We start from the raw sequence: 23,913 nt of genomic DNA on the forward strand, positions 1-23,913 counted from the left end.
CGCTTCATCCCTTACGATCCCCCGCATGGACGCGGCGGCCGGAGAAGGCCCCAGCCGCCGCACCGTTGCTCAAGTGGGATCTAGCTCACGCTTCCGCCACGGACTGCGCGAGAATCTTCACCGAACCGCCGGCCTTCTCGATGGCCGAAACCGCGTTCTTGGACGCGCCGGCGACCTCGAACACGAGCTTGGCGGTGAGCTCGCCCTGGCCGAGGATCTTCACGCCGTCGCGCGCACGGGCGCAGATGCCGGCGGCGACGAGCGCCTCGACCGTGACCGGAGCCGCGGCGTCGAGCTTGCCGGCATCGACGGCCTCCTGGACGCGGCCCACGTTGACCTCGTTGAGATCACGCGAGAAGGGGTTCCAGAAGCCGCGCTTCGGCAGGCGCCGGTAGAGCGGCATCTGGCCACCCTCGAAGCCCTTGATGCGCACGCCCGAGCGGGAGGTCTGGCCCTTGACGCCACGCCCGCCGGTCTTGCCCTTGCCCGAGCCGATGCCCCGGCCGATGCGCATGCGCTTCTTGGTCGCGCCTTCGTTATCGCGAATGTCAGTGAGTTTCATGGGTCTTCCCTCCTCACTGCTCGTCGACGACGCGCACGAGGTGCTTGACGCTCGCGATCATGCCGCGCACGGCGGGCGTGTCCTCGAGGGTCGAGCGACGATGGAGCTTGTTGAGGCCGAGGCCGATCAGCGTCTGGCGCTGCACGCCGGGACGGCGCAGCGGGCTGCCGATCTGCACGACCGTGACGGTCTTGGCGGACTTCTTGTCAGTCATCACCAGCACTCCCCTCACGCATCGGCGCCGGCGGCCTCGGCGTCACCATCGCGACGACGGGCCTGGAGAGTGGAAACCTTGAGGCCGCGGCGGGCAGCGACCGAACGCGGGCTGTCCTCGCGCTTCAGCGCGTCAAACGTTGCCCGCACGAGGTTGTACGGGTTCGACGAGCCGAGCGACTTCGCCACGACATCGTGCATGCCAAGCGTCTCGAAGACGGCGCGCATCGGGCCGCCGGCGATGATGCCGGTACCGGCCGGAGCGGCGCGCAGGACGACGCGGCCGGCGCCCCAGCGCCCGGCAACGTCGTGATGCAGCGTGCGGCCTTCCTTCAGCGGCACGCGGACCATGCCGCGCTTGGCGGCATCGGTGGCCTTGCGGATGGCCTCCGGCACCTCGCGGGCCTTGCCGTGGCCAAAGCCGACGCGGCCCTTCTGGTCGCCGACGACGACGAGGGCGGCGAAGCCGAAGCGGCGGCCACCCTTCACGACCTTGGCGACGCGGTTGATGTGGACCAGGCGGTCCACGAACTCGCTGTCGCGCTCCTCGCGCTCACGCGGTTGACGTTCTCTAGCCATATCTTCTTCTCGACTGACGCGGGGCGGCTCCGCTCGCAAAACATGCCGCCAGTGGCAGACTCGCGCCTGCAATGTGGGACACACATGCAACGCACGAGAGCCAATGACAAGAGCCCAACCGGACTCTGAAACGCAAAAGCGGCTGCGCGCCTTTGCGTTTCACAGGCCGTTCCGGCGACGGAAACGGGCGAAGCGCCGTCTCCGGCACTCCGCCCGCCACCGGTCATCCTGCCTCAGAAGCTGAGGCCGCCCTCGCGGGCCGCTTCAGCCAGCGCCTTCACGCGGCCGTGGTAGATGAACGGTCCGCGGTCGAACACGACTTCCTTCACGCCTGCCTTGACGGCACGCTCGGCGATCAGCTTGCCGACGGCAGCAGCGGCCTCGACCGTCGCACCGGTTCTGAGCTGCTCGCGCATGTCCTTCTCCAGCGTCGAGGCCGCAACCAGCGTGCGGCCTGCAGCGTCATCGATGATCTGCGCGTAGATCTGCTTCGACGACCGGAAAACGCTCAGCCGCGGGCGGCCATTGGCGGCGGCGCGGATCGCGCGACGCACGCGCGCCGTGCGGCGTTCCGTCGCGTTGAGGTGCTTGCCCATCTCATCCGCTCCTTACTTCTTCTTGCCTTCCTTGCGGAAGATGAACTCGTCCGCATATTTCACGCCCTTGCCCTTGTAGGGCTCGGGGCCGCGGAACCTGCGGATCTCCGACGCAATCTGGCCGACCTGCTGCTTGTCGATACCCCCGACGACGATCTCCGTCGGCTTCGGCGTCGCAATCGTGATCCCCTGCGGGATCTCGAAATCGATGTCGTGGCTGTAGCCGAGGGACAGCTTCAGCACCTTGCCGGCAACAGCGGCCTTGTAGCCGACGCCGTTGATCTCGAGCTTCTTCTCGAAGCCCTTCGACACGCCTTCGATGATATTCGACAGCTGGGAGCGCGACATGCCCCAAAGGGCACGCGCACGTTTGGAATCGTCGCGCGGGTCGACCTTGATCGCCCCATTTTCGAGGACGACGATGACGTCGTCGGGAACGATGAAGAACAGCTCGCCCTTGGCGCCTTTCACCTTCACCGTCTGGCCGTCGACGCTGGCCGTCACGCCGGACGGCACCGCAACAGGCTTCTTACCGATACGAGACATTTGGCCTCTCCGTGGTTCTAGTCCGTGCCCTGAAGATCAGAAGACCTTGCAGAGCACTTCGCCGCCCACGTTCGTCTCGCGCGCCAGGTGGTCGGCCATGACCCCACGCGGCGTCGAGAGAATGGTGATGCCGAGGCCGTCGGCCACGCGCGGCATGGTATCGACCGAGGCATAGACGCGACGGCCGGGCTTCGACACACGCTCGATCGAGCGGATGACCGGCTCGCCGTCGTAGTATTTCAGCTCGATCTCGAACTCGGTCCGGCCGTTGCCGTACTCGGTCGTCGAATAGCCGCGGATGTAGCCTTCGGACTGCAGCACGTCGAGGACGCGTGCCCGCAGCTTCGAGCCGGGGGTGGAAACCTTGCCGCGACGACGCATCTGCGCGTTGCGGATGCGGGTCAGCATATCGCCGAGCGGATCATTGATCGCCATGGGGGATCCTCCTTACCAGCTCGACTTCACAAGGCCGGGGATGAGCCCCTTCGACCCGAGCTCGCGCAGCGCGACACGCGACATCTTCAGCTTGCGGTAGTAGGCGCGCGGACGGCCCGTCACCTCGCACCGGTTGCGGATGCGCGTGGGATTCGCGTTGCGCGGAACTTCCGCCAGCTTCAGGCGCGCCTCGAAGCGCTCCTCCATCGACTTCGACTCGTCGTTGGCGATGGCGAGCAGACGCTCGCGCCGGCCCGCATACTTCTTCACAAGCCGCTCGCGCCGCTTGTTCTTCTCGACTGAACTCTTCTTCGCCATGTCTATCTCCGGTGTCCGCGTTTGAGAGAAAGGGCTCTCACTGCCGGAACGGGAAGTTGAAGTGCTTGAGGAGGGCACGCGCCTCCTCATCGGTCTTGGCGGTGGTGCAGACGATGATGTCCATGCCCCAGATCGCCTCGGCCTTGTCGTAGTTGATCTCGGGGAACACCAGGTGCTCCTTGATCCCGAGAGCAAAGTTGCCGCGCCCGTCGAACGACTTCGGGTTGAGGCCCCGGAAGTCGCGCACGCGCGGCAGCGCCACCGTGATGAGACGGTCGACGAACTCGTACATGCGGCTCTTGCGCAGGGTGACCTTGGCGCCGATCGGCATGTTCTCGCGCACCTTGAAGCCGGCGATGGCCTTCCGGGCTCGCGTGATCACCGGTTTCTGACCGGCGATGAGGCCGAGATCCTCGGCCGCCACAGACGCCTTCTTGGAGTCGTTGACGGACTCGCCGACACCCATGTTGATCACGATCTTCTCGATGGTCGGAACCTGCATGGGGTTCTTGTAGCCGAACTCCTCGATGAGCTTCGGCCGAACGACCTCGTCGTAATGCTTCTTCATGCGCGGCGTGTAGGCCGCGTCCATCTTCGCCGTCTCAGCCATCGATCAGATCTCCCGAGCGCTTGGCGAACCGAACCTTGCGCCCGTCCTCGAGCACCTTGAAACCGACGCGGGTCGGCTTGCCGTCCTTGGGATCGGCAACGGCGAGATTCGACAGGTGCACCGGCAGCTCCTTGGAGATGATGCCGCCCTCCTGGTTCGCCGTCTGGCGCTGGTGGCGCTTGACGATGTTGATGCCGCGAACGAGCGCACGCTCGTCCTTCGGCATGACCTGGACGACTTCGCCGGTGCGGCCCTTGTCGCGGCCGGTCAGCACGACAACCTTGTCGCCCTTCTTGATCTTCGCAGCCATCACAGCACCTCGGGCGCCAGCGAAATGATCTTCATGTGGTTCTTCGCGCGCAGCTCACGCGGCACGGGCCCGAAGATGCGGGTGCCGACGGGCTCCTTCTGATTGTTGATCAGAACGGCCGCATTGCGGTCGAAGCGGATGACCGATCCGTCGGCCCGGCGAATGTCCTTGGCGGTGCGCACGACGACCGCCTTCATGACGTCGCCCTTCTTGACGCGCCCGCGCGGAATGGCTTCCTTCACCGAGACGACGATGATGTCGCCGACGCCGGCATACTTACGCTTCGAACCACCCAATACCTTGATGCACATCACGCGACGGGCGCCGGAATTGTCGGCGACGTCGAGATTGGTTTGCATCTGGATCATGGCAACGATCCTTTCTGTGTCTCAAGCGGTTTCCGGCTCGGCCCTGCCTGCCGGACTACGCCTGACGGGGATCTCCCGTCCCCTCGCCTACGCATTAGCGCACGCTCCATAACCGAATGTCCGCCCCGGGGAAAGGGGGCGGACGTTCGGAAAAGCCCGTGCAACCAGATAATCGCGGGACGGCCGGCGGATTGTCGCCCGCACGACCTGTCCCGAGCCTCAGCCCTTGGTCGCCTCTTCGCGCACAACCCAGGACTTCAGCTTGGACAAGGGCCGCGACTCCTCGATCCAGACGATGTCGCCGACCTTGAACTGGTTGTTCTCGTCGTGGGCGTGGTAGTTCTTCGTCCGGCGCACCGTCTTCTTGAAGAGCGGATGCGTGAACCGGCGCTCGACCTTGACCACGACGGTCTTGTCCTGCTTGTCGCTGACGACGACGCCCTGCAATACACGTTTCGGCATAGTCGCCTCCTCAAGCCTTCGCTTCAGCGAGCTTGGCCCGCTGCAACGTGCGCACGCGCGCGATGTCCTTGCGGACCTCATGGACGCGGGCGGTGTTCTCAAGCTGCCCCGTAGCACGCTGGAAGCGAAGATTGAACTGCTCTTTCTTCAACTTCACGAGCTCGTCCTGGAGCTGATCGACCGTCATGGTCTTGAGGTCGGAGAGCCGCTGCTTGGTCTTCATCTCCCGCTCCCTCACTCGGCAATGCGCTGGATGAAGCGCGTCTTGATCGGCAGCTTGGCCGCACCGAGACGCAGCGCCTCGCGAGCGATGTCCTCGGCGACGCCGTCGAGCTCGAACATGATGCGGCCGGGCTTCACGCGGCACGCCCAGTACTCCGGCGCGCCCTTGCCCTTACCCATACGCACTTCGGTCGGCTTGTCGGTCACGGGCACGTCCGGGAAGATCCGGATCCACACGCGGCCGGCGCGCTTCATGTGGCGCGTGATGGCACGACGCGCGGCCTCGATCTGGCGCGCGGTGATGCGCTCCGGCTCGAGGGCCTTGAGGCCGAACTGGCCGAAATTCAGGTCCGTGCCGCCCTTGGCGACGCCATGGATGCGCCCCTTGAACTGCTTACGGAACTTTGTCTTCTTGGGCTGCAGCATTATCCTGCCTCCTGACCGCCGGCGGCCTTACGCCGCGGCCTCGCGACGGCCGCCGGAGCGCTGCCCGCCTTCATCGGCAAGCCGCTTGTCCTGCGCCATCGGATCGTGTTCGAGGATCTCGCCCTTGAAGATCCACACCTTGATGCCGCACGTGCCGTAGGTCGTGAACGCCGTGGCCGTGCCGTAATCGACATCGGCGCGCAGCGTGTGCAGCGGCACGCGGCCCTCGCGGTACCATTCCATCCGGGCGATCTCGGCGCCGCCGAGGCGGCCCGAGCAGTTGATACGGATGCCCTCGGCCCCGAGACGCATCGCAGACTGGACGGCGCGCTTCATCGCGCGGCGAAAGGCGACGCGACGCTCGAGCTGCTGGGCGATCGACTCGGCGACGAGCGTCGCGTCGATCTCAGGCTTGCGCACCTCGACGATGTTGATCGCCACGTCCGCGTCGGTCATCTTGGCCACGGTCTTGCGCAGCTTGTCGATGTCCGCGCCCTTCTTGCCGATCACCACGCCCGGACGGGCGGAATAGATCGTGACACGGCACTTCTTGTGCGGACGCTCGATGACGATCTTCGACACCGCCGCCTGCTTGAGCTGCTTCATCAGCGCTTCGCGGATTGCGATGTCTTCGTGCAGAAGCTTGCCGTATTCGCCCTTGTCGGCGAACCAGCGCGAGTCCCAGGTCCGGTTGATGCCGAGCCGCAGACCGATCGGGTTGACTTTCTGTCCCATCAGTTGCTCCTCACGCTTCCGCAGCGACTTCCCGAACCACGATGGTCAGGTTCGAGAACGGCTTCTCGATGCGCGCCCCGCGACCGCGGGCGCGGGCGTGGAAGCGCTTCATGACAAGCGACTTGCCGACATGCGCCTCGGCAACGACGAGATCGTCGACGTCGAGGTCATGGTTGTTCTCGGCGTTGGCGATCGCGCTCTCGAGCGCCTTCTTGACGTCGACGGCAATGCGCTTGCGGCTGAACTCGAGATCGGCGAGCGCGGTCGAGACCTTCTTGCCGCGGATCAAAGCGGCAACGAGGTTGAGCTTCTGCGGGGAGACGCGCAGGTTGCGCGCCACCGCCTTGGCCTCGTTGTCGTTGAGCGCGCGGGTAGCGGACTGCTTACCCATGCCTCACCTCCTCTTCGCCTTCTTGTCCGCCGCGTGCCCATAAAAGGTCCGCGTCGGAGAGAATTCGCCAAACTTGTGGCCGACCATCTCCTCGGTCACCAGGACCGGGACATGCTTCTGACCGTTGTAGACCCCAAACGTCAGGCCGACGAACTGCGGCAGGATCGTGGAGCGACGGCTCCAGATCTTGATCACCTCAGAGCGACCGGAACCGCGAGCGGCCTCGGCCTTCTTGAGGAGGTAGCCGTCGACGAACGGGCCCTTCCAAACCGAACGTGCCATCGCGCGCCCCTTACTTCTTCTTCCGCTGGTGGCGGCTCGTGACGATGAAATCGTCCGTCCGCTTGTTCGAGCGGGTCCTCTTGCCCTTCGTCGGCTTGCCCCAGGGGGTCACCGGATGGCGACCACCGGAGGTGCGACCTTCACCGCCACCGTGCGGGTGATCGATCGGGTTCATCGTCACGCCGCGGTTGTGCGGCCGACGGCCGAGCCAGCGCGAGCGGCCAGCCTTGCCAATCGAGATGTTCATGTGGTCCGGGTTCGACACCGCGCCCACGGTCGCGAAGCACTGGCCATGGACCAGGCGCTGCTCGCCCGAATTGAGACGCAGGATGACGTAGCCCTGGTCACGGCCGACGATCTGCGCATAGGTGCCGGCCGAGCGGGCCAGCGCGCCCCCCTTGCCGATCTTCAGCTCGACGTTGTGCACGATCGTGCCGACCGGGATGTTGCCCAGCGGCATCGCATTGCCCGGCTTGATGTCGGCCTGCTCGCCCGCCATCACCACGTCACCCGCCGACAGGCGCTGCGGCGCGAGGATGTAGGAGAGCGTACCGTCCTCGTACTTCACCAGCGCGATGAAGGCCGAACGGTTCGGATCGTACTCGATCCGCTCGACGGTGGCGGGCACGCCCAGCTTCTCGCGGCGCTTGAAGTCGACGAGCCGGTAGCTCTGCTTGTGGCCGCCGCCGCGGAACCGCACGGTCACGCGGCCGTTGTTGTTGCGGCCACCCGAACCGGACTTGCCCTCGGTCAGCGTCTTGACCGGCTTGCCCTTGTAGAGCTCCGAACGGTCGACGATGACGAGCTGGCGCAGGCCCGGCGTGACCGGTTTGAATGTCTTCAGAGCCATCGGCTCACTCCCTCACCTGCTCAAAGACCCGTCGTCACGTCGATCGTCTGCCCCTCGGCGAGGGTGACGACCGCCTTCTTGACGTCGGAGCGCTGACCGACCATGCCGCGGAAGCGCTTGACCTTGCCCTTCGTGACGAGCGTGTTGACGCCCGTCACCTTCACGTCGAACAATTTCTCGACAGCCGCCTTGATCTGCGGCTTCGTCGCCGTCCTGGCGACCTTGAACACGACCTTGTTCTGCTCGGAGGCAGAGGTCGCCTTCTCGGTGATCACCGGAGCGACGATGACGTCGTAATGGCGCGGATCGATGCTCATTTGAAGCGTGCCTCCAGCGCGTCCACGGCGGCCTTGGTCAGGACCAGCTTGTCCCGCCGCAGGATGTCGTAGACGTTGATGCCCTGGACCGGCAGCACGTCCACATTCGGAATGTTGCGGGCCGCCAGGCCGAAATTGCCGTCCACCGTCGCGCCGTCGATGATCAGCGCATTGGTCAGGCCGAGCTTGCCGAAACGCTCCTTGAGCGCCTTGGTCTTCGGCTCGCTCACCGTCGCGGCTTCGAGAACGACGATCGATCCGTCCTTGGCCTTAGCCGAGAGGGCGTGGCGCAGCGCGAGCTGGCGCACCCGCTTCGGCAGGTCATGGTCGTGATCGCGCACGACCGGGCCGAAAGCCTTGCCGCCACCGCGGAACTGCGGCGCGGAGGCCGCGCCGTGGCGGGCGTTACCCGTGCCCTTCTGGCGGTACAGCTTCTTGGTCGTCCGGCTGATCTCCGAGCGGCCGAGCGTCTTGTGCGTGCCGGCTTGGCGCTTCGCCAGCTGCCAGCGCACGTAGCGGTGGATGAGGTCGGCCCGCGGCTCAAGGCCGAAGATCGCCTCGTTGAGCTCGATCGAGCCGGCCTTGCCGCCGTCGAGCGTCGTCACGTCGAGCTTCATCACGCGCGCTCCTCACCTTCGATCGCCGGTGCGGCCGCGCCGTTGCCACGCTCGCGGAACGCACCCGGAACCGGAGCGTCCTTCGGCAGCGCGCGCTTGACCGCGTCGCGAACCATGATCCAACCGCCGGCAACGCCGGGGACCGCGCCCTGCACCAGGATCAGACCGCGCTCCGCGTCCGTCTGGACGACGCGCAGGTTCTGGGTCGTGACCCGCTCGCTGCCGAGATGGCCGGGCATCTTCTTGTTCTTGAAGGTCTTGCCCGGATCCTGGCGGCCGCCGGTCGAACCGATGGAGCGGTGCGAGATGGACACGCCGTGCGAGGCACGAAGACCACCAAAGTTCCAGCGCTTCATGCCGCCGGCGAAGCCCTTGCCGGTCGTCACGCCCGTCACGTCGACGAACTGGCCGACGACGAAGTGGTCGGCCGTGATCTCGGCGCCCACGGGGATGACGTGCTCGGGGTCGACCCGGAACTCGGCGAGGCGCTTCTTCGGCTCCACCTCGGCAGCCGCGAAGCGGCCGCGCTCGGCCTTCGACACGTTCTTGACCTTGGCCGTGCCGACGCCGACCTGCAGCGCGGTGTAGCCGTTCTTTTCCATCGTCCGGTGCGCGACAACCTGGCAGTTGTCCACCTTCAGGACCGTGACCGGAACATGTTCCCCGGCGTCGGTGAAGACGCGGGTCATGCCGACCTTCTTTGCAATGACGCCAGAGCGCATGAGCGTATCCTCTAAGGCGTTCCCGAGGCTGATGGGCAAAAGCCCATCAGAGCCTGATTTCCACATCGACGCCCGCAGCGAGGTCGAGCTTCATGAGCGCATCGACCGTCTGCGGAGTCGGCTCAACGATGTCGAGGACACGCATATGCGTGCGCATCTCGAACTGCTCGCGCGACTTCTTGTCGATGTGCGGCGAGCGGTTGACCGTGAACTTCTTCATGCGCGTCGGCAGCGGGATCGGGCCCCGGACCTCCGCGCCCGTCCGCTTCGCGGTCGACACGATCTCGCGCGTCGACGCGTCGAGGATGCCATGGTCGAACGCTTTCAGGCGGATTCGAATATTCTGACCGTTCATAACAGACCCCTTGGGCCGACCCCGGAGAAGACCGGCGCCGCGTGGTGCGGCGCGCGGCCTTGTGCCTTGCTTACTCGATGATGGAGGCGACGACGCCGGCGCCAACCGTGCGGCCACCCTCGCGGATGGCGAAGCGCAGCTTCTCCTCCATGGCGATCGGGACGATCAGCTCGACCTCCATCGCCACGTTGTCGCCCGGCATCACCATCTCAGTGCCCTCGGGCAGCTTCACCATCCCCGTCACGTCCGTCGTGCGGAAGTAAAACTGCGGGCGGTAGTTGTTGAAGAACGGCGTGTGACGGCCACCCTCTTCCTTCGTCAGGATGTACGCCTCGGCCTTGAACTTCGTGTGCGGCTTCACCGAGCCCGGCTTGCACAGAACCTGGCCGCGCTCCACGTCCTCGCGCTTCGTCCCGCGCAGCAGCGCCCCGATGTTGTCCCCCGCCTCGCCCTGATCGAGCAGCTTGCGGAACATCTCAACGCCCGTCACCGTCGTCTTCTGCGTCGGACGCAGCCCAACAATCTCGACTTCCTCGCCGACCTTGATCACGCCGCGCTCCACACGCCCCGTCACCACCGTCCCGCGGCCCGAAATCGAGAACACGTCCTCAACCGGCATCAGGAACGGCTGGTCCTTCGGACGCTCCGGCTGCGGGATGTACGCGTCAACCGCATCCATCAGCTTCAGAACAGCGTCCCGCCCGATCTCCGGATTGCGGTCCTCCAGCGCGCACAGCGCCGAGCCCTTGATGATCGGGATGTCATCCCCGGGGAAGTCGTACTTCGACAGAAGCTCGCGCACCTCAAGCTCCACAAGATCAAGAAGCTCGGGGTCGTCCACCATGTCGACCTTGTTCATGAACACCACAAGCGCCGGCACGCCAACCTGACGCGCCAGCAGGATGTGCTCGCGCGTCTGCGGCATCGGCCCGTCAGCCGACGAAACCACAAGAATCGCGCCGTCCATCTGCGCCGCGCCCGTGATCATGTTCTTCACGTAGTCCGCGTGGCCCGGGCAGTCCACGTGCGCATAGTGCCGCTTGTCCGTCTCGTACTCGACATGCGACGTCGAGATCGTGATCCCGCGCGCCTTCTCCTCAGGCGCCTTGTCGATCTGGTCGTACGCCGTGAACGACGCTCCGCCCTTCTCCGCAAGAACCTTCGTGATCGCCGCCGTCAGAGACGTCTTGCCATGGTCAACGTGACCAATCGTCCCGATGTTGCAGTGCGGCTTCGTGCGCTCAAACTTTTCCTTCGCCATCGTAGGGCTCCTTCAAAGGAACTCGACGTCAGTCGTGTCTCGTTCTCGTTTCAGGTTCAGGCGTACTTGGCCTGAACCTCGGCGGCGACCGCTTGCGGCACTTGCTCGTAGTGGTCGAACTGCATCGTGTAGGTCGCGCGCCCCTGGCTCATCGAGCGCAGCGTGTTCACGTAACCGAACATGTTAGCCAGCGGCACCATCGCATTGATGACCACCGCGTTGCCGCGCATGTCCTGGCCCTGGATCTGGCCACGGCGGGAGTTGAGGTCGCCGATGACCGAACCGGTGTAGTCCTCCGGCGTCACCACCTCGACCTTCATGATCGGCTCGAGAAGGACGGCACCGCCCTTCTGCAGCGCTTCGCGCAGCGCGGCACGGGCCGCAATCTCGAAGGCCAGCGCCGACGAGTCGACCTCGTGATAGGCGCCGTCGATCAGCTCCACCCTGAGGTCGACGACGGGGAAACCGGCGAGCACGCCCGCGCCGAGAACGGACTCGAGGCCCTTCTCGACACCCGGGATGTACTCCTTCGGCACCACACCACCGACGATCTTCGACTCGAACGAGTAACCCGCGCCCGGCTCGGTCGGCTCGGCAACGATCTTGACGCGCGCGAACTGGCCCGAGCCACCGGTCTGCTTCTTGTGCGTGTAGTCCACCTCGACGCGCTTGGAGATGCGCTCGCGATAGGCCACCTGCGGCGCGCCGACATTGGCATCCACCTTGTAAGTGCGGCGCAGGATGTCGACCTTGATGTCGAGATGGAGCTCGCCCATGCCCTTGAGGATGGTCTGGCCGGATTCCTGGTCCGTCGACACCTGGAAGGACGGATCCTCCGCAGCGAGCTTGGACAGCGCGATGCCGAGCTTCTCCTGGTCGGCCTTCGATTTCGGCTCGATGGCGATCTCGATGACCGGTGCCGGGAACTCCATCTTCTCGAGGATGACGGGCTTCAGCGGGTCGCAGAGCGTGTCGCCGGTGCGGACTTCCTTGAGGCCCGCGAGCGCCACGATGTCACCGGCATAGGCTTCCTTGATGTCTTCGCGGTTGTTCGCATGCATCAGGAGCATGCGGCCGACGCGCTCCTTCTTCTCGCGCGTCGAGTTGACGATCGAGGAGCCCGATTCCACCTTGCCGGAATAGACGCGGCAGAAGGTGATCGTGCCGACGAACGGGTCGTCCATGATCTTGAAGGCGAGCATGGAAAACGGCTCGTCGTCGGACGGCTTGCGCTCGATTGGCTCTTCCGTGTTGGCGTCGATGCCCTTGATGGCGCCACGGTCGAGCGGCGACGGCAGGTAATCCACGACGGCATCGAGCAGGGGCTGCACACCCTTGTTCTTGAAAGCCGTGCCGCACAGCACCGGATGGAAAGCACGCTGCTGCACCGCGACGCGGATCAGCTTGCGCAGGGTGGCCTCGTCCGGCTCCTGCCCCTCGAGATAAGCGCTCATAGCGTCATCATCGAGCTCGACCGCAGCCTCGACCAGCTTGGTGCGGTACTCGGCAGCCTTGTCGGCGAGATCGGCCGGGATATCGGTGATGTTGAACTTCGCACCGAGGGCATCGTCTTCCCAGACGAGCGCCTTCATGGCGACGAGATCGACCACACCCTTGAAACCGCCCTCGGAACCGATCGGCAGCTGCAGACAGACCGGCTTGCCGGCGACGCGATCGACGATCGAATCGACGCAGCGGAAGAGATCGGCACCCACCTTGTCCATCTTATTGACGAACACGATGCGCGGCACGTCGTACTTGTCGGCCTGGCGCCACACGGTCTCGGTCTGGGGCTCGACGCCCTGGCTGCCATCAAGCACGCACACGGCACCGTCGAGCACGCGCAGCGAACGCTCTACCTCGATGGTGAAGTCGACGTGGCCGGGCGTGTCGATGATGTTCAGACGGTTCTCGCGCCAGAAGCAGGTCGTCGCGGCCGACGTGATGGTGATGCCGCGCTCCTGCTCCTGCGCCATCCAGTCCATGGTCGCGGAGCCCTCATGGGTCTCCCCGATCTTGTGGCTCTTGCCGGTGTAGTAGAGAATCCGCTCGGTCGTCGTCGTCTTTCCGGCATCGATGTGGGCCATGATGCCGAAATTGCGGTATTTCTCGATGGCATGACTGCGGGGCATTGTACGAGCTCCGTCCGATCTTGCGCCGATTACCAGCGGTAGTGCGAGAAGGCGCGGTTCGCTTCCGCCATGCGGTGCGTGTCTTCGCGCTTCTTCACCGCGCTGCCGCGGTTATTGGCGGCGTCGATGAGTTCGGCCGACAGCCGATCGACCATGGTGCGGTCGTTGCGCGAGCGCGCGGCCTGGATCAGCCAGCGGATGGCGAGCGCCTGACGGCGCTCCGAGCGCACCTCGACGGGCACCTGGTAGGTGGCGCCGCCGACGCGGCGGGACCGCACCTCGATCGCCGGCGAGACATTGTCGAGCGCCTGACGGAAGACCTCGAGAGGGTCAGCCTTCAGCTTCTGCTCGATGATGTCGAACGCGCCATAGACGATGGCCTCGGCAGCCGATTTCTTGCCATCGCGCATCACGGAGTTCATGAACTTCGTGAGAACCACGTCACCGAACTTGGCGTCCGGGATGATCTCGCGCTTCTCGGCACTGTGACGACGGGACATATGCTCCGCTCCGCCTTGAAATTTCGGAAAGCGCCCGAATTACTTCGGACGCTTGGCACCGTACTTCGAACGGCGCTGCTTACGGTTCTTGACGCCCTGAGTGTCGAGGACGCCGCGCAGAACGTGGTAACGCACACCCGGAAGATCCTTGACGCGACCGCCGCGGATCATGACCACGGAGTGCTCCTGGAGGTTGTGCCCCTCGCCCGGGATGTAGCCGATGACCTCGAAACCGTTCGTCAGGCGCACCTTGGCGACCTTACGCAGAGCCGAGTTCGGCTTCTTCGGCGTCGTCGTATAGACGCGCGTGCACACACCCCGCTTCTGCGGGCAGGCCTCGAGTGCAGGAACCTTGTTCCGGCTCTTCTGCGCCGTCCGCGGCTTGCGGATCAGCTGGCTGATCGTCGGCATGCTTCGCTCTCTTCGCTCCGGCCTTCCGGCCGCTTGCCTAGACTGCTCCAACCGCACAGCACCGAATGAAGCCGTGCGACCTTCCCATTGATGCGGCGCGCACAAACGCCCGGCCGCAAGCAAAACAAATCCGCGCCTTCGGCGGAATGCCTCCGGCGCGTTAGCCCGCAGAGGACCACGGCGGGCCGCGGTCATGCTCCTGATCTGACTCTACAAGCCTGACTTGCTGCCAGTCGGTGCTGAATTCGACAGCGTTTAGGACCTAAAGGTCAGGGCTGCTGCCCCGACAGAGAGACCTACGGCCTGCCGGAAGTGGGCGGTTTTTACCCCTTGAGTCGCCCGTCGTCAACGTCTTTCTCGTTTGCAGCCTTCGATTTCCGGCCGGCGAGCACCTGCTGCAGCTAACCCGCACGATCTGCCAAGGTTGCGCCCGCCCCCGGCAACATTCGGAAACGGAGCCGGGCATCTGCGACATATCCGAAACGGCGAAGGGGCCGCCCGCAGGGGCAGCCCCTTCCCTGTCGTTGGCGGAAGCGCCTTACTCCGCCGCGGCGGGCGGCAGTTCCCCGCCCACGGCCGCCGCAGCGGCGTGGCCGGATTCGTTCGCCTTCTGCGCGAGGATGAGTTCGTCGCGGCGCTGCGCGATCTCGCGCAGGCGGGCAGCCACGGCCCCGGTGCCGGCCGGAATGAGGCTGCCCACGATGACGTTCTCCTTGAGGCCCTCGAGCATGTCCGTCTTGCCGTTGACGGCGGCCTCGGTAAGGACGCGCGTCGTCTCCTGGAAGGAGGCGGCGGAGATGAACGAGCGGGTCTGAAGGCTCGCCTTGGTGATGCCGAGCAGGACCGGCGTGCCCACCGCCGGCTTCTTGCCTTGGGCGACGAGTGCCTCGTTCGCCTCTTCCATTTCCAGGCGGTCGACCTGCTCGCCCTGCAGGAACTCGCTGTCACCGGGCTCCTGGATCTCGACCTTCTGCAACATCTGGCGAACGATCACCTCGATGTGCTTGTCGTTGATGTTCACGCCCTGCAGGCGATACACTTCCTGGATCTCGTTGACGAGATAGGCGGCCAGTTCCTCGACGCCCTTGATGGCAAGGATGTCGTGCGGCGCGGGATTGCCGTCGACAATGAAGTCGCCGACCTCCACCACGTCACCGTCCTGAAGGTGGATGTGCTTGCCTTTCGGAATGAGGTACTCGACCGACTCCGAGCCGTCATGCGGCACGAGCGTCAGGCGGCGCTTGTTCTTGTAGTCGCGCCCGAACTGGATCGTGCCGGACTTCTCGGCAATGATCGCCGCATCCTTCGGCCGGCGCGCCTCGAACAGCTCGGCCACCCGCGGCAGACCGCCAGTGATGTCGCGCGTCTTGGCGCTCTCCATCGGGATACGGGCAAGCACGTCGCCGGCCTTGACCTTCGCGCCCGGATCCACGCCGATGATGGCATCGACCGCGAGCAGCGAGCGGGCCTCGCCGCCGCGGGCGAGCTTGGCGATCTTGCCGCTCTCGTCGTGGATGACGATGGCGGGCCGCAGGTCCGACGTGCGGGCCGAGCCGCGCCAGTCGATAACGACGCGCTTGGCGATGCCGGTCGACTCGTCGATCTGTTCCGACATCGAGGCACCCTCGACGAGGTCCTCGAAGCCGACCACACCGTCGACCTCGGTCAGGATCGGCCGGGTGTAGGGATCCCACTCGGCGATGCGCTGGCCACGCTTGATGGTGTCGCCTTCGTCGACCTTGAGGCGCGCACCGTATTGGATGCGGTGCACTGCCCGCTCCTGCCCGTCCGGCCCGACGATGAGCACGGCGAGGTTGCGGCCCATGGCGATGAGATCCCCGTCCGAGTTGCGCGCCACGTTCCGGTTGCGGATCTTGACGGTGCCCTCGAAGTTGGACTCGACGAACGACTGGTCGGCGATCTGCGCGGCGCCGCCGATGTGGAACGTGCGCATCGTGAGCTGCGTGCCCGGCTCGCCGATCGATTGCGCCGCGATGACACCGACGGCCTCGCCGTAGTTGACCGGCGTGCCTCGCGCCAGATCGCGCCCGTAGCAGGTGGCGCAGACGCCGTTCTTGGCCTCGCAGGTCAGCACCGAGCGGATCTTCACCTCCTGGATGCCGGCGGCGGTGATCGGTTCGATGTGCCATTCCTCGATCATGGTGCCGGCGGGCACGATGACCTTGCCGTCCGCATCCACGAGATCCTCCGCGGCGGTGCGGCCGAGGATACGCGAGGCGAGCGAGGCCACGATCTGGCCGGCATCGACGATGGCCCGCATGCGGATGCCCTTGTCGGTGCCACAGTCGGGCTCACGGATGACCGCATCCTGCGCCACGTCGACGAGACGGCGGGTGAGATAGCCCGAGTTCGCCGTCTTGAGCGCCGTGTCGGCGAGGCCCTTGCGAGCGCCGTGCGTCGAGTTGAAGTACTCGAGCACGTCGAGGCCTTCCTTGAAGTTCGAGATGATCGGGCTCTCGATGATCTCGCCGGAGGGCTTGGCCATCAGGCCGCGCATGGCCGCGAGCTGCTTCATCTGCGCCGGCGAGCCGCGGGCGCCGGAATGGGCCATCATGTAGATGGAGTTCACCGGCTTGTCGCGGCCATTCTCGTCCTTCTGCACGGCCGAGATACGCGCCATCATCTCGCCGGCAAGGCGATCCGAGCACTTGGCCCAGGCGTCGACGACCTTGTTGTACTTCTCGCCCTGCGTGATGAGACCGTCCTGGTACTGCTGCTCGTAGTCCTTCACGAGCGCGCGCGTCTCGTCGACGATCGACCACTTGTTCTCGGGCACCACCATGTCGTCCTTGCCGAACGAGATGCCGGCCTTGAACGCATGGTAGAAGCCGAGACCCATGATGCGATCGCAGAAGATGACCGATTCCTTCTGCCCGCAGTTGCGGTAGACGGTGTCGATCATGTTCGAGATCTCCTTCTTCGTCATGAGCTTGTTCACGACATCGAAGGGAACGGCCGGGTGCCGGGGCAGGACGCGCGACAGGATCACGCGGCCCGGTGTCGTCTCGTAGATTCGGGAGAAGGTAGAACCGTCCTCGGCCACACCCGTCCAGCGATACTTGATCTTCGAGTGCAGGGTGACAACCTTGGCCGCAAGCGCATGCTCGAGTTCGCCCATGTCGGCGAACACCTTGCCCTCGCCCGGCTCGCCCTCGGCGAGGATCGAGAGATAGTAGAGGCCGAGAACGATATCCTGCGACGGCACGATGATCGGCTGACCGTTGGCCGGGTGCAGGATGTTGTTCGTCGACATCATCAGCACACGCGCCTCGAGCTGGGCTTCCAGCGAGAGGGGCACGTGCACGGCCATCTGGTCACCGTCGAAGTCGGCGTTGAACGCCGCGCAGACGAGCGGGTGCAGCTGGATGGCCTTGCCCTCGATGAGGGTCGGCTCGAAGGCCTGAATGCCGAGACGGTGCAACGTGGGCGCCCGGTTGAGCATCACCGGATGCTCGCGGATCACCTCGTCGAGGATGTCCCAGACCTCGGGCTTCTCCTTCTCGACGAGCTTCTTCGCCTGCTTCACCGTGGCCGAGAGGCCCTTGGCGTCAAGCCGCGCATAGATGAACGGCTTGAACAGTTCGAGCGCCATCTTCTTCGGCAGGCCGCACTGATGCAGCTTGAGCTCGGGCCCGACGACGATCACCGAGCGGCCGGAATAGTCGACGCGCTTGCCGAGCAGGTTCTGACGGAAGCGGCCCTGCTTGCCCTTCAGCATGTCGGCGAGCGACTTCAGCGGGCGCTTGTTGGCACCCGTGATGACGCGGCCGCGCCGGCCGTTGTCGAACAGCGCGTCGACAGCCTCCTGCAGCATCCGCTTCTCGTTGCGGATGATGATGTCGGGCGCCCTGAGCTCGATCAGCCGCTTCAGGCGGTTGTTGCGGTTGATGACGCGGCGGTAGAGATCGTTGAGATCCGACGTTGCGAAGCGGCCGCCGTCGAGCGGGACGAGCGGGCGCAGGTCCGGCGGGATCACCGGCACGACGGTCAGAATCATCCACTCGGGCTTGTTGCCGGACTGGATGAAGGCCTCGATGATCTTGAGGCGCTTCATCAGCTTCTTCGGCTTGAGCTCGGAGGTCGTCGTGGCAATCTCCTGGCGCAGGTCCGCCGCAATCTTCTCGAGGTCGAGGCTCCGGAGAATCTCGCGGATCGCCTCGGCGCCGATCATCGCCGTGAAGCTGTCCTCGCCATACTCGTCTTGCGCGCGCAGATACTCCTCCTCCGACAGGAGCTGGCGCTCCTTGAGGGGGGTGATGCCCGGCTCGATGACGACGTAGTACTCGAAATAAAGGATCCGCTCGAGATCCTTGAGCGTCATGTCGAGCAGCAGGCCGATGCGCGACGGCAGCGACTTCAGGAACCAAATGTGCGCCACTGGCGCAGCGAGCTCGATATGGCCCATGCGCTCGCGCCGGACGCGCGCCAGCGTCACCTCGACGCCGCACTTCTCGCAGATGACGCCCTTGTACTTCATGCGCTTGTACTTGCCGCACAAGCACTCATAGTCCTTGATCGGGCCGAAGATCCGCGCGCAGAACAGGCCGTCACGCTCGGGCTTGAACGTGCGGTAGTTGATCGTCTCCGGCTTCTTGATCTCGCCGTAGGACCAGGACAGAATCTTCTCCGGGCTGGCAAGCGAGATCTTGATCTGGTCGAAGGTCTGCGCCGGAGCCTGGGTATTGAAGAGATTCATGACCTCTTGATTCATCGCCGTCTCCTCGGTTGCGGAGGCGCCGCCTGGGCGACCCGTCTCCGCCGGCATTTCATGCGGACATCGGGGCGTCCCCCGACATCGACGCTTGTTACGATCGAGGCGCGGGCTCATGCCGTCCGCGCCCCTTGTCCCTCACCCTCGCGCGGGCCACGCGGCGCCGGAGGCGCCGGTCACTCCGCTGCCTCCGAAGGCGGCAGTTCCACGGACGGCTTCTTCGTCGAGATGAGCTCGACGTTGAGGCCGAGCGAGCGCATCTCCTTGACGAGCACGTTGAAGCTCTCCGGGATGCCGGCCTCGAAGGTGTCATCTCCGCGCACGATGGCCTCGTAAACCTTGGTGCGGCCGGCGACGTCGTCCGACTTGACCGTCAGCATCTCCTGCAAGGTATAGGCCGCGCCGTAGGCCTCGAGCGCCCAGACCTCCATCTCGCCGAAACGCTGGCCGCCGAACTGCGCCTTGCCACCCAGCGGCTGTTGCGTGACGAGCGAATAGGGGCCGATCGAGCGGGCGTGGATCTTGTCGTCAACCAGGTGGTGAAGCTTCAGCATGTAGATGTAGCCCACGGTCACCTTGCGGTCGAACGCCTCGCCCGTGCGTCCGTCGAAGAGCGTCGACTGTGCCGAGCGGTGAAGACCTGCCTGCTCCAGCATCTGCTCGATGTCGGCCTCCTTGGCGCCGTCGAAGACCGGCGTCGCAATCGGCACACCGCGCCGGAGATTGGCGCTCATCTCGACGAGTTCCTCGTCCGACATCGACGCCACTTCGCCATTGTCGCCGTAGACCTCGCCGAGCTTCTGACGCAACGGTCCGAGGTTCTGCGTCTTCATGTAGGCGTCGTAGGCCTCGCCGACCTGCCGGCCGAGGCCGGCGCAGGCCCAGCCAAGGTGCGTCTCCAGGATCTGGCCGACATTCATGCGGCTCGGCACGCCGAGCGGGTTCAGCACGATGTCCACGTGTGTGCCGTCATCGAGGAAGGGCATGTCCTCGATGGGCACAATCTTCGACACGACACCCTTGTTGCCGTGCCGCCCGGCCATCTTGTCGCCCGGCTGGATCTTGCGCTTGACCGCAATGAAGACCTTGACCTGCTTCATCACGCCGGGCGGCAACTCGTCGCCCCGCTGCAGCTTCTCGACCTTGTCGAGGAAACGCTGCTCAAGGCGCTTCTTCGACTCGTCGTACTGCTTGCGCATTGCCTCGAGCTCGCTCATCACCGCATCGTCGGCGACGGCGAACTGCCACCACTGCGAGCGCGGATACTCGTTGAGCGCCTCGCGGGTCAGCGCGGCGTCACGCTTGAAGCCCTTCGGCCCCGCGATCGCCGTCTGGCCCGTGAGCACCTCGGCGAGGCGGGCGTAGACGTTGCGGTCCAGGATCGCCTGTTCGTCGTCGCGGTCCTTGGCCAGGCGCTCGATCTCCTCGCGTTCGATGGCCTGGGCGCGCTCGTCCTTGTCGACGCCATGGCGGTTGAAGACGCGCACCTCGACGATGGTTCCGGTGACACCGGGCGGCACGCGCAGCGAAGTGTCGCGCACGTCGGAGGCCTTCTCGCCGAAAATGGCGCGCAGCAGCTTCTCCTCAGGCGTCATCGGGCTCTCGCCCTTCGGCGTGATCTTGCCGACGAGAATGTCGCCGGCGTGAACTTCAGCGCCGATATAGACGATGCCGGCCTCGTCGAGGTTCTTCAGCGCCTCTTCCGACACGTTCGGAATATCGCGCGTGATCTCCTCCGGCCCGAGCTTGGTGTCACGGGCGCTGACCTCGAACTCCTCGATGTGAATCGAGGTGAACACGTCGTCCTTCACGATGCGCTCGGAGAGGAGGATGGAATCCTCGAAGTTGTAGCCGTTCCAGGGCATGAACGCGACGAGCACGTTTCGGCCGAGCGCCAACTCGCCGAGATCGGTCGAGGGACCGTCGGCGATGATGTCGCCCTTCTTCACCATGTCGCCCACCTTCACCAGCGGGCGCTGGTTGATGCAGGTCGACTGGTTGGAGCGCTGGAACTTCTGCAGCCGGTAGATGTCGACGCCCGACTTGGTCGGGTCGAGATCCTGCGTGGCGCGGATGACGATACGCGTCGCGTCCACCTGGTCGACGATGCCGGTGCGGCGGGCCGCAATGGCCGCGCCGGAGTCACGGGCAACCACCGCCTCCATGCCGGTGCCGACGAAGGGCGCATCCGCCTTCACCAGCGGCACGGCCTGGCGCTGCATGTTGGAGCCCATCAGGGCGCGGTTGGCGTCGTCGTTCTCGAGGAACGGGATGAGCGCCGCAGCGACCGACACGAGCTGCTTCGGCGACACGTCCATGTAGTCGACGCGATCCGGCGGCATGACCACGACGTCGCCGGCGCGGCGGCAGACCACGAGATCCTCCGTCAGGCGGCCTTCGCCGTCGATGGCAGCGTTCGCCTGGGCGACGTTGTACTTCTGCTCCTCCATCGCCGAGAGGTAGACCACCTCCTCGGTGACCCGCCCGTCCTTCACCTTGCGGTAGGGCGCCTCGATGAAGCCGTACTTGTTGACGCGCGCAAAGGTGGCGAGCGAGTTGATGAGGCCGATATTCGGGCCTTCCGGCGTCTCGATCGGGCAGATGCGGCCGTAGTGCGTCGGGTGCACGTCGCGCACCTCGAAGCCGGCGCGCTCGCGGGTGAGACCACCCGGGCCCAGCGCCGAGAGGCGACGCTTGTGCGTCACCTCCGACAATGGGTTGGTCTGGTCCATGAACTGGGACAGCTGGGAAGAGCCGAAGAACTCGCGCACCGCCGCGGCGGCGGGCTTGGCGTTGATGAGGTCCTGCGGCATCACCGTGTCGATGTCGACCGAAGACATGCGCTCCTTGATGGCGCGCTCCATCCGGAGAAGACCCAGGCGATACTGGTTCTCCATAAGCTCTCCTACCGAGCGCACGCGGCGGTTGCCGAGATGGTCGATGTCGTCGATCTCGCCGCGGCCGTCGCGCAGGTCGACGAGCGCCTTCACCACCGCGAGCATGTCCTCGCGGCGCAGCGTCCTCACCGTATCCGGGCAGTCGAGGTCGAGGCGCATGTTCATCTTTACGCGGCCGACCGCCGAGAGGTCGTAGCGCTCGGCGTCGAAGAACAGCGAATGGAACATGGCCTCCGCCGTCTCCAACGTCGGCGGCTCGCCCGGGCGCATCACGCGATAGATGTCGAACAGGGCCTCCTCGCGCGAGGAGTTCTTGTCGACGGCAAGCGTGTTGCGGATGTACGGGCCGATGTTGACGTGGTCGATGTCGAGCACCGGGATATCGGTGAAGCCCTGCTCGACGAGCGTTGCGAGCAGCTTGGCCGTGATCTCCTCGCCAGCCTCGGCATGAATCTCGCCCGTCGACAGATCGACAAGGTCCTCCGCGATGTACTGGCCGTAAAGATCCTCATCGCTGGCGCGCAGGGCCTTGACACCCTTTTCCTCGAGGAGGCGGGCAGCCCGGGCCGTGAGCTTCTTGCCGGCCTCGAGGACGACTTCGCCGCTGTCGGCGTCGATAAGGTCGCTGACGGCCTTGAAGCCCTTCATGCGGCCGGCGTCGAACGGCATGCGCCAGCCGTCCTTGTCCTTCGCGTAGTGCACCTTGTCGTAGAAGGTGTCGAGGATTTCCTCGCCATCGAGGCCGAGCGCATAGAGCAGCGACGTCACCGGAATCTTCCGGCGCCGGTCGATGCGCGCATAGACGATGTCCTTGGCGTCGAACTCGATGTCGAGCCATGAGCCGCGATAGGGAATGATGCGGGCCGCGAACAGCAGCTTGCCGCTCGAGTGCGTCTTGCCCTTGTCATGGTCGAAGAACACGCCCGGCGAGCGGTGCATCTGCGAGACGATGACGCGCTCGGTGCCGTTGACGATGAAGGTACCGTTGTCCGTCATGAGCGGCATGTCGCCCATGTAGACATCCTGCTCCTTGATGTCCTTGACGGACTTGGCGCCGGTATCCTGGTCGACATCGAACACGATGAGGCGCAGCGTCACTTTGAGCGGTGCGGCAAAGGTCATGCCGCGCTGGCGGCACTCGTCGACGTCATACTTCGGTGGCTCGAACGTATACTTGACGAACTCCAGCAGGGACGTGTTGGAAAAGTCCGAGATCGGGAAAACGGACTTGAAGACCGCCTGAAGCCCCTCCTCGGGGCGTCCGCCCTTCGGCTCCTCGACCATCAGGAACTGGTCGTAGGACGCCTTCTGAACCTCGATGAGGTTGGGCATCTCCGCCACTTCCCGGATCTTGCCGAAGAACTTGCGGACGCGTTTCCGGCCGGTGATCGTCTGGGCCATGTTCGGTTCTCGCTCCTCACGCACGGCTGACCGGGCGGTCCGGTCGTGCGGCCACCTGGCCGCCGGGTCAGCCGCTCCGCCCCTCGGCGGAACTTCATGTAGACCGCGCTAGCCGTCGCGCGGTTGACGGCGGTTTCCGCCGCTTCACGTGGGCCTTCCGGTCCACCGTCGCCGTCGGGCCCCATGCCCTGCCAGCGACGACGCGACGGCCCCGGGGAAAACTCCCCCGGGACCGCCGCAATCTGCGATGCGGAGCCGCAGGACGCGGCCCCGGAACATCACTTGAGCTCGACCTTGGCGCCGACCTTCTCGAGGGCAGCCTTGATCTTCTCGGCCTCGTCCTTCGGCGCGCCTTCCTTCAGCGGCTTCGGGGCGCCCTCGACGAGGTCCTTCGCCTCCTTCAGGCCGAGGCCGGTGATGGCGCGCACTTCCTTGATGACCTCGATCTTCTTGTCGCCGGCGGCGGCAAGAATGACGTCGAACTCGGTCTTCTCCTCGGCGGCCGGGGCAGCGGCGCCACCAGCGCCCGGAGCAGCGGCGACGGCCACGGCGGCAGCCGCGGAGACGCCCCACTTCTCTTCGAGCAGCTTGGCGAGCTCGGCCGCCTCGAGGACCGTGAGGTTCGACAGCTCGTCGACGAGTTTCGCAAGATCAGCCATTGTT

At 65.2% G+C, this 23,913-nt stretch carries 28 protein-coding genes; all 28 read right to left on the reverse strand.

Going from position 1 to position 23,913, the window contains the following annotated elements; translation table 11 throughout:
• Positions 1 to 85 precede the first annotated feature (85 nt).
• Positions 86 to 562 carry a 50S ribosomal protein L15 gene (gene rplO, locus BOQ54_RS11435; protein WP_055457965.1) on the reverse strand — a complete coding sequence of 159 codons (477 nt, stop codon included), beginning with the start codon at positions 560 to 562 and terminating at the stop codon, positions 86 to 88.
• Positions 563 to 575: 13 nt separating this feature from the next.
• Positions 576 to 776 carry a 50S ribosomal protein L30 gene (gene rpmD, locus BOQ54_RS11440; protein WP_019403805.1) on the reverse strand — a complete coding sequence of 67 codons (201 nt, stop codon included), beginning with the start codon at positions 774 to 776 and terminating at the stop codon, positions 576 to 578.
• Between the two features lie 14 nt (positions 777 to 790).
• The gene (rpsE, locus tag BOQ54_RS11445) at positions 791 to 1,354 is read right to left on the reverse strand and encodes a 30S ribosomal protein S5 (RefSeq protein WP_019403806.1); all 564 of its coding nucleotides are present in this window, start codon (positions 1,352 to 1,354) and stop codon (positions 791 to 793) included.
• Between the two features lie 233 nt (positions 1,355 to 1,587).
• Complete coding sequence (gene rplR / locus BOQ54_RS11450) at positions 1,588 to 1,950, reverse strand: 50S ribosomal protein L18 (protein WP_055457964.1); 363 nt, start codon at positions 1,948 to 1,950, stop codon at positions 1,588 to 1,590.
• 12 nt (positions 1,951 to 1,962) lie between these two features.
• Complete coding sequence (gene rplF, locus BOQ54_RS11455) at positions 1,963 to 2,496, reverse strand: 50S ribosomal protein L6 (protein WP_055457963.1); 534 nt, start codon at positions 2,494 to 2,496, stop codon at positions 1,963 to 1,965.
• A gap of 36 nt (positions 2,497 to 2,532) precedes the next feature.
• The gene (rpsH, locus tag BOQ54_RS11460) at positions 2,533 to 2,931 is read right to left on the reverse strand and encodes a 30S ribosomal protein S8 (RefSeq protein ID WP_019403809.1); all 399 of its coding nucleotides are present in this window, start codon (positions 2,929 to 2,931) and stop codon (positions 2,533 to 2,535) included.
• Positions 2,932 to 2,943: 12 nt separating this feature from the next.
• A complete protein-coding gene (gene rpsN / locus BOQ54_RS11465; RefSeq protein ID WP_055457962.1) occupies positions 2,944 to 3,249 on the reverse strand; it encodes a 30S ribosomal protein S14 in 306 nt (101 codons plus the stop codon).
• Positions 3,250 to 3,286: 37 nt separating this feature from the next.
• Positions 3,287 to 3,859: a 50S ribosomal protein L5 gene (rplE, locus tag BOQ54_RS11470; RefSeq protein WP_055457961.1), complete on the reverse strand. Its 573-nt coding sequence runs from the start codon at positions 3,857 to 3,859 to the stop codon at positions 3,287 to 3,289.
• Entirely contained in the window at positions 3,852 to 4,169 is a 318-nt protein-coding gene (gene rplX, locus BOQ54_RS11475; RefSeq protein ID WP_055457960.1) for a 50S ribosomal protein L24, read from the reverse strand. The genes rplE and rplX overlap by 8 nt, the downstream gene beginning before the upstream one ends.
• Positions 4,169 to 4,537: a 50S ribosomal protein L14 gene (gene rplN / locus BOQ54_RS11480; protein WP_019403813.1), complete on the reverse strand. Its 369-nt coding sequence runs from the start codon at positions 4,535 to 4,537 to the stop codon at positions 4,169 to 4,171. The genes rplX and rplN overlap by 1 nt, the downstream gene beginning before the upstream one ends.
• Positions 4,538 to 4,756: 219 nt before the next feature.
• Complete coding sequence (rpsQ, locus tag BOQ54_RS11485) at positions 4,757 to 4,999, reverse strand: 30S ribosomal protein S17 (RefSeq protein WP_055457959.1); 243 nt, start codon at positions 4,997 to 4,999, stop codon at positions 4,757 to 4,759.
• A 10-nt stretch (positions 5,000 to 5,009) separates the two neighbouring features.
• On the reverse strand, positions 5,010 to 5,222 hold the full coding sequence (gene rpmC / locus BOQ54_RS11490; protein ID WP_055457958.1) for a 50S ribosomal protein L29: 213 nt from the start codon (positions 5,220 to 5,222) through the stop codon (positions 5,010 to 5,012).
• A gap of 11 nt (positions 5,223 to 5,233) precedes the next feature.
• The gene (rplP, locus tag BOQ54_RS11495) at positions 5,234 to 5,647 is read right to left on the reverse strand and encodes a 50S ribosomal protein L16 (protein WP_019403816.1); all 414 of its coding nucleotides are present in this window, start codon (positions 5,645 to 5,647) and stop codon (positions 5,234 to 5,236) included.
• Positions 5,648 to 5,674: 27 nt separating this feature from the next.
• Positions 5,675 to 6,382, reverse strand: coding sequence for a 30S ribosomal protein S3 (gene rpsC, locus BOQ54_RS11500; protein ID WP_019403817.1), 708 nt, complete (start codon positions 6,380 to 6,382; stop codon positions 5,675 to 5,677).
• A 10-nt stretch (positions 6,383 to 6,392) separates the two neighbouring features.
• Complete coding sequence (gene rplV / locus BOQ54_RS11505) at positions 6,393 to 6,773, reverse strand: 50S ribosomal protein L22 (RefSeq protein ID WP_055457957.1); 381 nt, start codon at positions 6,771 to 6,773, stop codon at positions 6,393 to 6,395.
• Between the two features lie 3 nt (positions 6,774 to 6,776).
• Complete coding sequence (gene rpsS, locus BOQ54_RS11510) at positions 6,777 to 7,055, reverse strand: 30S ribosomal protein S19 (RefSeq protein WP_055457956.1); 279 nt, start codon at positions 7,053 to 7,055, stop codon at positions 6,777 to 6,779.
• A gap of 10 nt (positions 7,056 to 7,065) precedes the next feature.
• Positions 7,066 to 7,905: a 50S ribosomal protein L2 gene (gene rplB, locus BOQ54_RS11515; RefSeq protein ID WP_055457955.1), complete on the reverse strand. Its 840-nt coding sequence runs from the start codon at positions 7,903 to 7,905 to the stop codon at positions 7,066 to 7,068.
• A 20-nt stretch (positions 7,906 to 7,925) separates the two neighbouring features.
• Positions 7,926 to 8,222, reverse strand: a complete 297-nt coding sequence (locus BOQ54_RS11520) for a 50S ribosomal protein L23 (protein WP_055457954.1) — start codon at positions 8,220 to 8,222, stop codon at positions 7,926 to 7,928.
• Positions 8,219 to 8,839, reverse strand: a complete 621-nt coding sequence (rplD, locus tag BOQ54_RS11525; protein ID WP_055457953.1) for a 50S ribosomal protein L4 — start codon at positions 8,837 to 8,839, stop codon at positions 8,219 to 8,221. Before rplD ends, BOQ54_RS11520 begins: the two co-directional genes overlap by 4 nt.
• Complete coding sequence (gene rplC / locus BOQ54_RS11530; RefSeq protein ID WP_055457952.1) at positions 8,839 to 9,561, reverse strand: 50S ribosomal protein L3; 723 nt, start codon at positions 9,559 to 9,561, stop codon at positions 8,839 to 8,841. Before rplC ends, rplD begins: the two co-directional genes overlap by 1 nt.
• Positions 9,562 to 9,607: 46 nt before the next feature.
• Complete coding sequence (gene rpsJ, locus BOQ54_RS11535) at positions 9,608 to 9,916, reverse strand: 30S ribosomal protein S10 (RefSeq protein WP_055457951.1); 309 nt, start codon at positions 9,914 to 9,916, stop codon at positions 9,608 to 9,610.
• Between the two features lie 70 nt (positions 9,917 to 9,986).
• A complete protein-coding gene (gene tuf, locus BOQ54_RS11540) occupies positions 9,987 to 11,177 on the reverse strand; it encodes an elongation factor Tu (RefSeq protein ID WP_063187829.1) in 1,191 nt (396 codons plus the stop codon).
• Positions 11,178 to 11,233: 56 nt separating this feature from the next.
• Positions 11,234 to 13,309: an elongation factor G gene (gene fusA / locus BOQ54_RS11545; protein ID WP_071923951.1), complete on the reverse strand. Its 2,076-nt coding sequence runs from the start codon at positions 13,307 to 13,309 to the stop codon at positions 11,234 to 11,236.
• A gap of 29 nt (positions 13,310 to 13,338) precedes the next feature.
• Entirely contained in the window at positions 13,339 to 13,809 is a 471-nt protein-coding gene (rpsG, locus tag BOQ54_RS11550; RefSeq protein WP_055461086.1) for a 30S ribosomal protein S7, read from the reverse strand.
• 39 nt (positions 13,810 to 13,848) lie between these two features.
• Entirely contained in the window at positions 13,849 to 14,220 is a 372-nt protein-coding gene (gene rpsL, locus BOQ54_RS11555) for a 30S ribosomal protein S12 (RefSeq protein ID WP_019400023.1), read from the reverse strand.
• 538 nt (positions 14,221 to 14,758) lie between these two features.
• On the reverse strand, positions 14,759 to 18,952 hold the full coding sequence (gene rpoC, locus BOQ54_RS11560) for a DNA-directed RNA polymerase subunit beta' (protein WP_055461087.1): 4,194 nt from the start codon (positions 18,950 to 18,952) through the stop codon (positions 14,759 to 14,761).
• 176 nt (positions 18,953 to 19,128) lie between these two features.
• Positions 19,129 to 23,250, reverse strand: coding sequence for a DNA-directed RNA polymerase subunit beta (rpoB, locus tag BOQ54_RS11565; protein WP_063187661.1), 4,122 nt, complete (start codon positions 23,248 to 23,250; stop codon positions 19,129 to 19,131).
• A 278-nt stretch (positions 23,251 to 23,528) separates the two neighbouring features.
• On the reverse strand, positions 23,529 to 23,909 hold the full coding sequence (gene rplL / locus BOQ54_RS11570; RefSeq protein WP_019400026.1) for a 50S ribosomal protein L7/L12: 381 nt from the start codon (positions 23,907 to 23,909) through the stop codon (positions 23,529 to 23,531).
• Positions 23,910 to 23,913: the final 4 nt, after the last annotated feature.

It is taken from the genome of Chelatococcus daeguensis, assembly GCF_001887265.1.
GTDB classification, from domain to species: domain Bacteria; phylum Pseudomonadota; class Alphaproteobacteria; order Rhizobiales; family Beijerinckiaceae; genus Chelatococcus_A; species Chelatococcus_A sambhunathii.

Bases quoted from the DNA above. Each gene is read 5' to 3' on its own strand.
- rplO (WP_055457965.1), bottom strand. From the start codon at position 562: ATGAAACTCACTGACATTCGCGATAACGAAGGCGCGACCAAGAAGCGC.
- rpmD (WP_019403805.1), bottom strand. From the start codon at position 776: ATGACTGACAAGAAGTCCGCCAAGACCGTCACGGTCGTGCAGATCGGC.
- rpsE (WP_019403806.1), bottom strand. From the start codon at position 1,354: ATGGCTAGAGAACGTCAACCGCGTGAGCGCGAGGAGCGCGACAGCGAG.
- rplR (WP_055457964.1), bottom strand. From the start codon at position 1,950: ATGGGCAAGCACCTCAACGCGACGGAACGCCGCACGGCGCGCGTGCGT.
- rplF (WP_055457963.1), bottom strand. From the start codon at position 2,496: ATGTCTCGTATCGGTAAGAAGCCTGTTGCGGTGCCGTCCGGCGTGACG.
- rpsH (WP_019403809.1), bottom strand. From the start codon at position 2,931: ATGGCGATCAATGATCCGCTCGGCGATATGCTGACCCGCATCCGCAAC.
- rpsN (WP_055457962.1), bottom strand. From the start codon at position 3,249: ATGGCGAAGAAGAGTTCAGTCGAGAAGAACAAGCGGCGCGAGCGGCTT.
- rplE (WP_055457961.1), bottom strand. From the start codon at position 3,859: ATGGCTGAGACGGCGAAGATGGACGCGGCCTACACGCCGCGCATGAAG.
- rplX (WP_055457960.1), bottom strand. From the start codon at position 4,169: ATGGCTGCGAAGATCAAGAAGGGCGACAAGGTTGTCGTGCTGACCGGC.
- rplN (WP_019403813.1), bottom strand. From the start codon at position 4,537: ATGATCCAGATGCAAACCAATCTCGACGTCGCCGACAATTCCGGCGCC.
- rpsQ (WP_055457959.1), bottom strand. From the start codon at position 4,999: ATGCCGAAACGTGTATTGCAGGGCGTCGTCGTCAGCGACAAGCAGGAC.
- rpmC (WP_055457958.1), bottom strand. From the start codon at position 5,222: ATGAAGACCAAGCAGCGGCTCTCCGACCTCAAGACCATGACGGTCGAT.
- rplP (WP_019403816.1), bottom strand. From the start codon at position 5,647: ATGCTGCAGCCCAAGAAGACAAAGTTCCGTAAGCAGTTCAAGGGGCGC.
- rpsC (WP_019403817.1), bottom strand. From the start codon at position 6,382: ATGGGACAGAAAGTCAACCCGATCGGTCTGCGGCTCGGCATCAACCGG.
- rplV (WP_055457957.1), bottom strand. From the start codon at position 6,773: ATGGGTAAGCAGTCCGCTACCCGCGCGCTCAACGACAACGAGGCCAAG.
- rpsS (WP_055457956.1), bottom strand. From the start codon at position 7,055: ATGGCACGTTCGGTTTGGAAGGGCCCGTTCGTCGACGGCTACCTCCTC.
- rplB (WP_055457955.1), bottom strand. From the start codon at position 7,905: ATGGCTCTGAAGACATTCAAACCGGTCACGCCGGGCCTGCGCCAGCTC.
- BOQ54_RS11520 (WP_055457954.1), bottom strand. From the start codon at position 8,222: ATGAGCATCGATCCGCGCCATTACGACGTCATCGTCGCTCCGGTGATC.
- rplD (WP_055457953.1), bottom strand. From the start codon at position 8,839: ATGAAGCTCGACGTGACGACGCTCGACGGCGGCAAGGCCGGCTCGATC.
- rplC (WP_055457952.1), bottom strand. From the start codon at position 9,561: ATGCGCTCTGGCGTCATTGCAAAGAAGGTCGGCATGACCCGCGTCTTC.
- rpsJ (WP_055457951.1), bottom strand. From the start codon at position 9,916: ATGAACGGTCAGAATATTCGAATCCGCCTGAAAGCGTTCGACCATGGC.
- tuf (WP_063187829.1), bottom strand. From the start codon at position 11,177: ATGGCGAAGGAAAAGTTTGAGCGCACGAAGCCGCACTGCAACATCGGG.
- fusA (WP_071923951.1), bottom strand. From the start codon at position 13,309: ATGCCCCGCAGTCATGCCATCGAGAAATACCGCAATTTCGGCATCATG.
- rpsG (WP_055461086.1), bottom strand. From the start codon at position 13,809: ATGTCCCGTCGTCACAGTGCCGAGAAGCGCGAGATCATCCCGGACGCC.
- rpsL (WP_019400023.1), bottom strand. From the start codon at position 14,220: ATGCCGACGATCAGCCAGCTGATCCGCAAGCCGCGGACGGCGCAGAAG.
- rpoC (WP_055461087.1), bottom strand. From the start codon at position 18,952: ATGAATCAAGAGGTCATGAATCTCTTCAATACCCAGGCTCCGGCGCAG.
- rpoB (WP_063187661.1), bottom strand. From the start codon at position 23,250: ATGGCCCAGACGATCACCGGCCGGAAACGCGTCCGCAAGTTCTTCGGC.
- rplL (WP_019400026.1), bottom strand. From the start codon at position 23,909: ATGGCTGATCTTGCGAAACTCGTCGACGAGCTGTCGAACCTCACGGTC.